This is a genomic window from Mesorhizobium sp. M1A.F.Ca.IN.022.07.1.1 (assembly GCF_003997575.1).
GTDB lineage: Bacteria > Pseudomonadota > Alphaproteobacteria > Rhizobiales > Rhizobiaceae > Mesorhizobium.
In genome coordinates, this window is record NZ_RZST01000215.1 from 1 (window position 1) to 10,370 (window position 10,370).

Genomic DNA, 10,370 nt, shown 5'->3' on the forward strand with positions numbered 1-10,370 from the left:
TCGTTACTCATGCCGAGAGCGGCCGGCTGATCTTCCTCTCGGGCCAGGGGCCGCTGCGCGCCGATGGCACGCTTTGCACCGGCAAGGTCGGCGAGGACGTCACCGTCGAACAGGCCTATGAGCATGCCCGGCTCACCGGCCTCAACCTGCTTGCCGTCATGCACGCGGCGGCGGGCGACCTCGGGCGCATCGTGCGCGTCGTCAAGCTGCTCGGCTTCGTCAATGCAACGCCGACCTTCAGCGATCACCCGAAGGTGGTCAATGGCTGCTCCGATCTCTTCGCCGATGTCTTCGACAAGATCGGCGGCCACGCGCGCTCGGCGATCGGTGTCGGCTCGCTGCCTGGAAACATCACCGTCGAAATCGAAGCGGTCGTCGAGATCGCCGCCTGACACTGGGATCTGCTGCCATGAAAACCTATTCCGAGAACGGCTCCAACACCACGATCCGCGAGCGGCTGGGACTCCGTCCGATCATCAACGTCTCGGGCACGATGACGACGCTCGGCGCTTCCATCATCGTCCCGGAAGCGATCAGCGCCATGGCCGAGATCGCCTCGCAATGGGTGGAGATGGACGATTTGCAGCGCGCCGCGAGCGCAGTCGTCGCCCGTCTCACCGGCGGCGAGGCCGGCTTCATCACCGCCTGCTGCGCCTCAGGCATCACCATGGCGATCGCCGGCGCGATGACCGGCACCAACCTGCTGGCCATCGAACGGCTGCCCGACGACACCGAAGGGCTGAAATCGGAGGTCGTCATCCAGCTCGGCCATATCGTCAATTACGGCGCGCCGATCGACCAGTCGATCCGCGTGGCCGGCGCCAAGGTCATTCCGGCGGGCACCGTTAGCGTCACGCAGGATTACCACGTGCGCGAGGCGATCAACGAGCGCACCGCGGCCGCGCTTTACGTCGTCGCCCACCACACGGTGCAATACGGCATGCTTTCGCTAGAGGAGTTCTGCGAGATCTGCCACGCCAAGAATGTGCCGGTGATCGTCGATGCCGCTTCGGAATACGATCTGCGGACCTTCCTCGCGCGCGGCGCCGACATCGTCGTCTACAGCGGCCACAAATTCCTGAGTGGCCCGACCAGCGGCATCGTCACCGGCCGCAAGGACCTGGTGCGCGCCGCCTATCTGCAGAATCGCGGCGTCGCGCGGGCCATGAAGGTCGGCAAGGAAAGCATCGCCGGCACCATGGCGGCGCTCGACGCTTGGGAAAAGCGCGACCATGCCGGCATTCGCCGGCGCGAAGAGGCGGCGCTCGATCTGTGGAAGGATGCGCTGCAAGGCATTCCGGGCATCGGCGCTGAGATCGTGCCCGACCCAACCGCCAACCCGCTCGACCGCCTGCAGGTCTTCGTCCGTCCGGAGAGCCGCTTCACCGCCGCGGGCCTAGCCTCGGCTTTGGCCGCCGGCTCACCGCCCGTCATGGTGCGCAACCATGAGGTCGAGCGCGGACACTTCTTCCTCGACCCGTGCAACCTGCATCCCGGCGAGGCCGAGATCGTCGCCGAGCGGCTGCGCGCGGTTCTGACCGCGAAGGAGCGTCCCGCGGATGCGATGAAAGCGGCGCGCAAGGATTCATCCGGGGCGCTGCGCTGGCCGGACTAGACCTCGCCACCGTCGGCCCACAGCCGCGACAATCCTTGCGGCTGCCGGCGAATTCCGCTAAGGCGCGCCTTTGCCGCCGGGAGCGAAAACCTTGACCGATCAGCGTGCCGACGTCGCCATCATCATGGGCAGCCAGTCCGACTGGGCGACGATGCGCCAGGCGGCGGAAACGCTGGATGCGCTGGGCATCCCGCACAAAAAACTGATCGTCTCGGCACACCGCACGCCGGACCGCCTCTATGAATTCGCCAAGGGCGCCAAGGCGGCCGGCTACAAGGTGATTATCGCCGGCGCCGGCGGCGCGGCGCACCTGCCCGGCATGACGGCGGCGATGACGCCGCTGCCCGTCTTCGGCGTGCCGGTGGAATCCAAGGCGTTGTCCGGCCAGGATTCGCTGCTCTCCATCGTGCAGATGCCGGCCGGCATTCCGGTCGGCACTTTGGCCATCGGCAAGGCCGGTGCTGCCAACGCGGCCCTTCTCGCCGCAGCCGTCCTGGCGCTGAGCGATGAAAAACTCGCCGCCCGCCTCGATGCCTGGCGCACCGCACAGACCGCCAAGGTCGCCACCGAACCGGCAGATACCCCGTGAGTCTGGCCCCGGGATCGACCATCGGCATCATCGGCGGCGGCCAGCTTGGCCGCATGCTGGCTATGGCAGCCGCTCGCCTTGGCTACCGCACGGTCGTCCTGGAGCCACAGGCCGACAGCCCGGCGGCGCAGGTCGCCAACCGTCAGATCGTCGCCGCCTATGACGATCCGGCGGCCCTTGCCGAACTGGCCGGCGCCAGCGCTGTCGTCACTTACGAATTCGAGAACGTCCCGGTTCAAGCGGCGCAGACACTCGCGGCGCGCGTTCCCGTCTGTCCGCCGGCCCGCGCGCTGGAAATCGCGCAGGATCGCGTGACCGAAAAAAGCTTCCTGAACGGCATCGGCGTTCCCACAGCCGAATTCTGCCCAGTGGACAATGACGAGCAGCTGACGGCCGCGCTGAAGAAATTCAGCGGCAGCGGCGTGCTGAAGACGCGCCGCATGGGCTATGACGGCAAAGGCCAGCGCGTCTTCCGCAACATGGAGACCGGCGGCTTTGCCGGCACCTGCGAGGCGATGGGCAATGTGCCGCTGATCCTCGAATCGCTGGTCGCTTTCGAGCGCGAGATTTCGGTGATTGCCGCGCGCGGGCAGGACGGCTCGGTTGCAGCCTACGATCCGGCCGAGAATATCCATCGCGAAGGCATATTGCGAACGTCGACATTGCCGGCCGCCATCGCACCGGACACCGCATCGGCGGCGAAGCAAGCGGCAGCAAAAATCCTTGCGGCGCTCGACTATGTCGGCGTCATCGGCGTCGAGTTCTTCGTGCTTGCCGACGGTTCGCTTTTAGCCAATGAGCTGGCGCCGCGTGTCCACAATTCCGGCCACTGGACGGAAGCCGCCTGCATCGTTTCGCAGTTCGAACAGCATATCCGCGCCATCGCCGGCCTGCCGCTGGGCTCGCCTGCACGGCATTCCGACTGTGTCATGGAAAACCTGATCGGCGATGACATGCTGAAGGTTCCGGCGCTGCTCGCCGAGCCCGGCGTGATGCTGCATCTCTACGGCAAGGCCGAGTCGCGGCCCGGCCGCAAGATGGGCCATTTCACGCGCATTGAGCGTCGGCGCTAACGCCGACTACTGCACGTCTTCGTCCTCGTCCGGGCTGGCGCAGCTCGGATCGCCTTCCTGGCAGTTGGGGCCGGAGGTGAGTTGCTTGGTGCGCTCGGTCGTCAGCTCCGTCAGGCATTGCGAAACCTCCATCGGGTGGATGGAACCGCCCTCGCTGTCGGCGGTCGAATAGGCGCATTCGGCGTCGCGGAAGGTGATCCAGGCGCGCTGTGCGGTCTGCAGCAACTTGTTGGCCTTCTCGTCATTGCGGCCGACAATATCCTTGTAGGCGGCGTTGAGCTTGGCAACGGCCGCCTGATAATCGGCATTGGCGCAGATATTCATCATCGACTGGCTGTCGTCGCTGCGATCGCAGTCCTCGGCCCATGCAGCCGGAACCGTCGCGATGAGGACAAGGCATGCGGGCAGAAAGAGACGGCGCATGATAAAGACTCCGTTTCGCTGAGAGCATCTGCAACCTAGAGGAATCGCTTGCCGTCGCAGAAATGCGGCTAAACAAATAGACATAACCGGAGGGGACCTATGTCCCGCTCTGGGGTGGCCCGCAACATTCCAGCCGCCTCTGAGTCGCGCAATGCCGCGCGTTACCTATGGCGAATATTTGATCAGCGCACCATTTGCGGCATAAGAGCCGCCCGCTTGCGGTTGACACGGGCAAGGCTCCTCGTTTATGAGCCACGCAAGTTCAAGGCGCGCTTTTTTCGGGCGCGCCTTTAAAATTCGGCCCGGGACCGGGCCCCCGACCGAACAGGCAAGACCATGAAGATCAAGAACTCGCTCAAGGCGCTCAAGGCGCGTCACCGCGACAACCGGCTGGTTCGCCGCAAGGGACGCATCTACATCATCAACAAGACCGCTCCGCGCTACAAGGCGCGCCAGGGCTGAGACTTGCGCGCGGCGCTAAGCGCCGCGCCCGCTGATGTCGACTGCCGGTTCGCCGGCCCTCTCACGCTAAAATCATTTTGACGATCCGCCGTCCGGGACTAGATTCCGGACATGCGGATTCTTTTTGCGTTCTTCATTGCCCTGGTCCTTTCCGGAACGACCTTGCCCGCTTCGGCGCAGCATGAGGCCACGCCGCCCGCCGCTTCGCAGCCGGCCGCCGTCACGCCGCCGCCGGTCGCCTCGACGAGGCAGGGGCGGCTCGACCAGCTCTTTGCCGATCTCAGACGCGAGCGCAACGAGAAGGCCGCCGAACGCATCGCCGGCCGCATCTGGAATGAGTGGAACCAGTCCGGCAGCGCCTCGATCGACCTGATGATGCGATGGGCGCAAAGGGCGGCGGAAGACCAGAAATTCGACGTCGCGCTCGATTTCCTCGATCAGGTGGTGACCTTGCAGCCCGATTATGCCGAAGGCTGGAACCGCCGCGCTACCGTGCATTTCCTGATGAAGAACTATGGAAAGTCGATGTCGGACATCGACCACACGCTGCGGCTCGAACCGCGCCATTTCGGCGCGCTGTCGGGTCTCGCGCAGATCATGGCCGAGACCGGCCACAAGCAGTCGGCGCTGGAAGCCTGGCAGAAGGTGCTCACCATCTATCCGATGATGCGCAGCGCCCAGGGCCAGGTCTCGACGCTGTCGGAAGACCTGGCCGGCGAGGGCATTTGAGGGGCAGCTTTTCGTCATCCTCGGGCTTGAGCCAACGACCCATGCCGTGACTTTTCCGCGCCGCGACGGTGGTGCAGAACTCTGCTCCGCTGCAGCCTTCGCGCAAGGTGACGACGACCTTGACAAGCCCGGCCAAGCCGAACGTTTGCGATACTCCACCGAAGCGGGCAATAATTTGGCCTGGCAGCAGGCCGCCAGCTCGCCAAACTCATCGCGCTCCTAAATTAGATCCACTCGCCCGTACTTTCCGCATGGACCTCATCTGCCTCGCGCTCCTCCCCCTCGTTGCCTTCCTCATCGCCCTTGCCGGCATTACCCGCGCCGGCGTCTGGCTGATCGAGCGCCGCAATCCGCCGATCGGCGCATTCGCCGACATCGATGGTGCCCGCATCCATTATGTCCACGTCCCCGCCGCCGGCGCCGATCTGCCGCCTGTCGTCTTCATCCATGGCGCCAGTGCCAATCTCAAGGACCAGATGCTGCCGCTGAGGCCTTTGCTCGAGGGCCGCGCCGAGCTGCTGTTCCTCGACCGACCGGGCTTCGGCTGGTCGGAGCGCGGCGACAACGAAACGCTGGCGGCGCAGGCCGACACTGTCGCCGCGTTGATGGATCGGCTCGGCATCGCAAGGGCGATCATCATAGGCCATTCCTTCGGCGGCGCGGTCACAACCGCCTTCGCGCGCCAGCATCCGCAAAAGACGCTCGGCCTCGTCTTCCTGGCGCCCGTGAGCCATCCGTGGCCGGGCGGCGCGACCGCCTGGTATTACAAATTGACGGCTGTTCCGGTGGTCGGCTGGCTGTTTTCCGAGACCATTGCTTACGCGGCGGGCATGCTGCGGATCGGCAATGCCACGGCCTGCGTGTTTTCACCGAACAATGTGCCGAAGGGCTATATCGGCAAGGCTTCCATTCCGCTTGTTCTGAGGCCGCCTGCCTTCCGCGCCAGCGCCCGCGATGTGGCCCAACTTTACGATTATGTGCGCGCTGCCTCGCCTGGCTACCGTGAGATCAAGGCGCCGACCTTGGTCATCTCCGGCGATCGCGACAAGGTGGTCTATGCCACGGTCCATTCCGTCGGCCTCGAACGCGACATTCCCGGCGCCGAGCTGGTCTGGGTCGCGAATCTCGGCCACAAGCCCGACTGGATCGCCCCGGACCTCGTCGTCGGCGCCATCGAAAGGGCGGCCGGCGCGCCGGTCGACCTGCAGTCGATGGCGAGCGTTGTGGAAAGCCGCATCGCCGGCGACGCGCAAGGCGCTGACAGGTACCCGGAACTGAAGGTGCCGGACGCCGAGCTGGCGCCGGGCTAAGCTCGGGACCGGAAGGCTGTCGAGATTCAGATTAGGCCGAGCCGAGCAGAGCGGATTCCGAGAACCGGGGCGGAGCGACTTAACCACATGAGCCCCGGAAGCGCAGGGAGGCGCGCTTCACAGGCCGGTCCCACCTGAATACGGGCAATAGCTTAGTGCGTCTCTGAGCCGACATAGGCGATGCGCAGCATGTTGGTCGAGCCGGGCGTCCTCAGCGGCACGCCCGCCGTGATGATGACGCGGTCGCCCGGCTTGCCGAAGCCTTCCTCGAGGGCAATGCGGCAGGCGCGGTCGACCATATCGTCGAGGTCGATAGCGTCCTCCGAGACCACGCAATGCGTACCCCACAGAAGCGAGAGCCGGCGCGCCGTGTTGACGATCGGCGACAGCGCCACGATCGGCACTTGCGGCCGTTCGCGCGCGGCGCGCAGACCAGTTGTTCCAGAGGCGGTGTAGGAAATGATCGCCGACAGTTTCAGCGTCTCCGCGATCTCGCGCGCAGCGAGCGAAATGGCGTCGGCCCCGGTCGCTTCCGGTTCCGAGCGCTGGGCGTTGATGATGCCGGCATAAGTCGGGTCGGCTTCGACCTTGGTGGCGATGCGGTTCATCATCGCGACCGCCTCGACCGGGTAGGCGCCGGCGGCGGATTCGGCCGAAAGCATGATCGCGTCCGCGCCTTCGAAGACGGCGATCGACACATCCGAGACCTCCGCGCGGGTCGGCACGGGTGCGGTGATCATCGATTCCAGCATCTGGGTCGCGATCACCACCGGCTTGCCGGCGCGGCGGGCGGCGCGCGTGATCTGCTTCTGGATGCCGGGCACGGCCTCGAGCGGCATCTCGACGCCGAGATCGCCGCGCGCGACCATCAGCGCGTCGGAGAGTTCGATGATCTCGGCCAGGCGCGCCACCGCCTGCGGCTTTTCGATCTTGGCCATGATGAGGGCCCGGCCGCGCGCGATCTTGCGCGCTTCGGCCAGATCCTCCGGCCGCTGCACGAACGACAGCGCCACCCAGTCGACGCTTGCCGCCAGCACCGCGTCGAGATCGGCGCGGTCCTTCTCGGTCAGCGCGCCGACCGGCAGATCGGTGTCGGGCAGGCTGACGCCCTTCTTGTCGGAGATGCCGGTGCCGGCGACCACCGTGCAGGCGATCGACTTGCCGTCGCTCTTGACCGCCTTGAGCTCCAGCTTGCCGTCATCGATCAAAAGACGGTGACCGGCCTCGACCGAGTTCAGGATTTCCGGATGCGGCAGGTAGACGCGCTTCGACGTGCCGGGTTCCGGACTGTCATCCAGCGTGAAGGTCTGGCCGACGGTCAGTGCTTCCTTGCCATTGGCGAACTTGCCGACCCTGAGCTTCGGTCCCTGCAGATCGGCGAGAATGCCGATCGGCCGCCCGACCGCCGCCTCGACGGCCCGGATGCGGCCGACAAGCGTGCGCATCAGCTCGTGGTCGGTATGGCTCATATTGATGCGGAAGACGTCGGCGCCTGCCTCGAAGAGCTTTCGCAGCATCTCCTCGGAGGAGGAAGCCGGACCGATGGTGGCGAGGATCTTGACCTTGCGGTTACGTCTCATTGATTGTTCGTTCCCGGAGCGGGGGCCGCTGGCGCGCCGCCCGTTGCGGGCTCGTCAGTCAGCTGGACCATCCAGCTTGCCTGCTCGCCCGTGTCATATTCCTGAAATCCGGCGCGCTGAAAGCCCCGGGCGACGCAATCATTCACGCCGGCAATCTTGAACTCTTTGTCGGCGACGCACATGTTGATCGGGCCGTCCCAACGCCCGCCGCGCTCGGCATCTTCTGCATAAAGATAGTAAAACCTTGATGACAGCGGCCCCTCGATCAGCGTCTTGCAGGTCGATCCCTCGATGTGCCACCAGCCCTCGGTGATCCAACCGGCCTTCGCCCGATAGCCGATGCCGACGCCGACCAGGTTCTGCGTCGCGTTGCAGACGCGGAAGTCGGCGAGCGCCGGCGAGGTCGCGGCGAGCGCGCACAGGCCCGCGCCAAAGATCAGGACCGGCAGGCTCAGGCGCTTGCGCAGCCTGCCGGCGCAACCCAATCCAAAACCCTTGGCGAACCACATCTGCATCGTCGAAGCACCTTTTCAGCAAACTCCGGGCGCATGTCAACGCGCCGTTTTATTCAATTCCAATCGATTTAGAAGGGTCCGGTGGACAATTTGGCGTCCCATCCGGGATTCTTTGCAGAAACCGTGGCCAAACAACGGCATTGCGCCTCAGTCCTCTTCGTGGAATGACGATACCACCCCGCCCGGACGCCAGCGAACAGACCGTTTTCAGCCGATGACCCGATCCACAGCTTTCACGCCCTTCGACATCGTCGAGGGCGACCGCAAGAAGGGCATCGTGCTTCTGGCCGATCACGCCCGCCGCGACCTGCCGGAAGAATATGGCAGCCTCGGCCTGCCGCCTGCCGAGTTCGAGCGCCACATCGCCTATGATATCGGCGTCGAGACGGTGACGCGCGAGTTGGCGGCGGCGCTCGATGCGCCGGCCGTCCTGGCCGGCTTCTCCCGCCTTCTGATCGACCCCAACCGGGGCGAGGACGACCCGACGCTGATCCGCCAGCTCTATGACGGTACCGTCGTGCCCGGAAACTATCCCATGGCCGCCCAGGAGCGGGAGAGACGGCTCGACCGCTTCTACCGCCCCTATCACGACGCCGTCGGGGCGATGATTTCCTCGGTCGCGCACGCCTCCGGCAAAGCGCCGTTCATCTTCTCGGTGCATTCCTTCACCCCTCGCATGCAAGGCTTCATCCGACCCTGGCATGTCGGCATCTTGTGGGACCGCGACGACCGCGTTGCGCGGCCGCTGATCGACATGCTGGCCGAAGACAAGGCGCTGATCGTCGGCGACAACGAGCCCTATGACGGCGCGCTGCGCGGCGACACCATGTTCCGCCATGCCATTGTCAACGGCTATGCCCATGCCCTGCTCGAGATCCGTCAGGACTTGATCGCCGACCGCGCTGGCGCTCTTCAATGGGCGGAGCGATTGGCTCCGATCGTTGACGCCGTCGACCGCCGTGCCGATATACACGAGGTGAAGATGTTCGGCTCGCGCACCGGGCCGGCCTAAAAAACGGCCGAGAGGCCGGGGACCACGAAATGACCGAACTCAGCGAAGAACGGAAACGCGATTTCGAGGCCGCCGCCTTCCGCCGGCTGGTCGAGCATCTGCGCGCACGCGGCGACGTCCAGAACATCGACCTGATGAACCTGGCCGGCTTCTGCCGCAACTGCCTGTCGAACTGGTATCGCGAGGCGGCCGAGGCCGACGGCATTGCGCTGACAAAGGACGAATCGCGCGAGATCATCTACGGCATGCCCTATGCCGAATGGCAGGCGCTCAACCAGACCGAAGCCTCCGAGGCCACGAAGGCTGAGTTCGAGGCCAGGCGGCCGAAGGATCATTGAACCGTCCTATTTGGCTCGCCGCTGCTGCTTTGTCATCCCAGGGTCTGCGCGCGTCGCTTCGCTCCTGCTTCGCCCATGGATGTCAAAGGAGGCGTTTCGGCCAAATCTCCAAAGTAGGGCCCATTCCTCACAGGTCCGCGCCTCTTGGTCCAACGCTTCTGCCATAGCGCTTCTTGACTACAAATTGAATCGATCTAATTTGCCGCGCAAAGCCATTCGGACTTCAAACCATGAGCGTGCAAACCACAAGGCAAGCCGCGACGCGCGGCCGCTGGGCCGTTGCCGGCATTTTCCTGGCCAATGGCTTTCTCACCGGCAGCTGGGCGCCGCAGATCCCGGTGTTTCTGACCCGGCTGGACATCTCGAAATTCACCCTCGGCCTGCTGATCCTGTTGTTTGGTGTCGGCGCGGTGATGGCGATGACCTGGTGCGGCCATCTCATTTCCAGGCACGGCTCGCGCCCCGTGCTGCGCTGGTTCGGCATCTGCGGCAGTTTCGGCCTGCTGGTCGTGGCACTTGCGCCCAACGTGCCGCTCGCGGCCCTCGCGATGCTCGTCTTCGGCGGCTCGATCGGCGGCATGGACGTCGCCATGAATTCCAACGCGGTGATCGTCGAACGACGGCTCTCCCGCGCCATCATGTCGTCCTCGCATGGCTTCTGGAGCCTCGGCGGCTTCGCCGGCGGCGCGCTTGGTGGCTATTCCATTCAGAACTACGGCTATCT

General features: G+C 65.0%; 13 protein-coding genes. 10 read left to right on the forward strand and 3 right to left on the reverse strand.

What is annotated here, in order from left to right; all coding sequences use genetic code 11:
• The 4 genes from EOA75_RS21605 to EOA75_RS21620 form a co-directional block, all read left to right on the forward strand.
• The coding region (locus EOA75_RS21605; RefSeq protein ID WP_164747485.1) for a RidA family protein at nt 1–392 on the forward strand (392 nt) is incomplete at its 5' end.
• Between the two features lie 17 nt (nt 393–409).
• Entirely contained in the window at nt 410–1,615 is a 1,206-nt protein-coding gene (locus EOA75_RS21610) for an aminotransferase class V-fold PLP-dependent enzyme (protein ID WP_127325117.1), read from the forward strand.
• Nucleotides 1,616–1,706: 91 nt separating this feature from the next.
• Nucleotides 1,707–2,204, forward strand: coding sequence for a 5-(carboxyamino)imidazole ribonucleotide mutase (gene purE, locus EOA75_RS21615; RefSeq protein WP_095778130.1), 498 nt, complete (start codon nt 1,707–1,709; stop codon nt 2,202–2,204).
• Nucleotides 2,201–3,277, forward strand: coding sequence for a 5-(carboxyamino)imidazole ribonucleotide synthase (locus EOA75_RS21620; RefSeq protein ID WP_127325118.1), 1,077 nt, complete (start codon nt 2,201–2,203; stop codon nt 3,275–3,277). The genes purE and EOA75_RS21620 overlap by 4 nt, the downstream gene beginning before the upstream one ends.
• A 6-nt stretch (nt 3,278–3,283) precedes the next feature.
• On the opposite strand, the gene EOA75_RS21625 is transcribed toward EOA75_RS21620, so the two are convergent.
• Complete coding sequence (locus EOA75_RS21625; protein WP_127325119.1) at nt 3,284–3,700, reverse strand: lysozyme inhibitor LprI family protein; 417 nt, start codon at nt 3,698–3,700, stop codon at nt 3,284–3,286.
• A 336-nt stretch (nt 3,701–4,036) separates the two neighbouring features.
• Between EOA75_RS21625 and ykgO the strand changes: the two genes are divergently transcribed.
• From ykgO to EOA75_RS21640, 3 genes are all read left to right on the forward strand, one after another.
• On the forward strand, nt 4,037–4,162 hold the full coding sequence (ykgO, locus tag EOA75_RS21630) for a type B 50S ribosomal protein L36 (protein WP_040974291.1): 126 nt from the start codon (nt 4,037–4,039) through the stop codon (nt 4,160–4,162).
• Between the two features lie 111 nt (nt 4,163–4,273).
• Nucleotides 4,274–4,891, forward strand: a complete 618-nt coding sequence (locus tag EOA75_RS21635; protein WP_127325120.1) for a hypothetical protein — start codon at nt 4,274–4,276, stop codon at nt 4,889–4,891.
• Nucleotides 4,892–5,142: 251 nt separating this feature from the next.
• On the forward strand, nt 5,143–6,201 hold the full coding sequence (locus tag EOA75_RS21640; protein ID WP_127215234.1) for an alpha/beta hydrolase: 1,059 nt from the start codon (nt 5,143–5,145) through the stop codon (nt 6,199–6,201).
• Nucleotides 6,202–6,353: 152 nt separating this feature from the next.
• Here EOA75_RS21640 and pyk read toward each other — a convergent pair whose 3' ends face one another.
• Complete coding sequence (gene pyk, locus EOA75_RS21645; protein ID WP_067319379.1) at nt 6,354–7,781, reverse strand: pyruvate kinase; 1,428 nt, start codon at nt 7,779–7,781, stop codon at nt 6,354–6,356.
• Nucleotides 7,778–8,296: a DUF1036 domain-containing protein gene (locus EOA75_RS21650; protein ID WP_206517027.1), complete on the reverse strand. Its 519-nt coding sequence runs from the start codon at nt 8,294–8,296 to the stop codon at nt 7,778–7,780. Before EOA75_RS21650 ends, pyk begins: the two co-directional genes overlap by 4 nt.
• Nucleotides 8,297–8,510: 214 nt before the next feature.
• Between EOA75_RS21650 and EOA75_RS21655 the strand changes: the two genes are divergently transcribed.
• The 3 genes from EOA75_RS21655 to EOA75_RS21665 all read left to right on the forward strand — a co-directional run.
• Nucleotides 8,511–9,308 carry an N-formylglutamate amidohydrolase gene (locus tag EOA75_RS21655; protein ID WP_127325121.1) on the forward strand — a complete coding sequence of 266 codons (798 nt, stop codon included), beginning with the start codon at nt 8,511–8,513 and terminating at the stop codon, nt 9,306–9,308.
• A 29-nt stretch (nt 9,309–9,337) separates the two neighbouring features.
• Nucleotides 9,338–9,646, forward strand: a complete 309-nt coding sequence (locus EOA75_RS21660) for a DUF1244 domain-containing protein (protein WP_095799795.1) — start codon at nt 9,338–9,340, stop codon at nt 9,644–9,646.
• A 230-nt stretch (nt 9,647–9,876) separates the two neighbouring features.
• On the forward strand, nt 9,877–10,370 hold a 494-nt coding region (locus tag EOA75_RS21665), incomplete at its 3' end, for an MFS transporter (RefSeq protein WP_164747486.1).

Excerpts from the sequence above, each read along its gene's own strand:
- EOA75_RS21610 (WP_127325117.1), top strand. The coding sequence starts at position 410 with ATGAAAACCTATTCCGAGAACGGCTCCAACACCACGATCCGCGAGCGG.
- EOA75_RS21625 (WP_127325119.1), bottom strand. The coding sequence starts at position 3,700 with ATGCGCCGTCTCTTTCTGCCCGCATGCCTTGTCCTCATCGCGACGGTT.
- ykgO (WP_040974291.1), top strand. The coding sequence starts at position 4,037 with ATGAAGATCAAGAACTCGCTCAAGGCGCTCAAGGCGCGTCACCGCGAC.
- EOA75_RS21635 (WP_127325120.1), top strand. The coding sequence starts at position 4,274 with ATGCGGATTCTTTTTGCGTTCTTCATTGCCCTGGTCCTTTCCGGAACG.
- EOA75_RS21640 (WP_127215234.1), top strand. The coding sequence starts at position 5,143 with ATGGACCTCATCTGCCTCGCGCTCCTCCCCCTCGTTGCCTTCCTCATC.
- pyk (WP_067319379.1), bottom strand. The coding sequence starts at position 7,781 with ATGAGACGTAACCGCAAGGTCAAGATCCTCGCCACCATCGGTCCGGCT.
- EOA75_RS21650 (WP_206517027.1), bottom strand. The coding sequence starts at position 8,296 with ATGCAGATGTGGTTCGCCAAGGGTTTTGGATTGGGTTGCGCCGGCAGG.
- EOA75_RS21655 (WP_127325121.1), top strand. The coding sequence starts at position 8,511 with ATGACCCGATCCACAGCTTTCACGCCCTTCGACATCGTCGAGGGCGAC.
- EOA75_RS21660 (WP_095799795.1), top strand. The coding sequence starts at position 9,338 with ATGACCGAACTCAGCGAAGAACGGAAACGCGATTTCGAGGCCGCCGCC.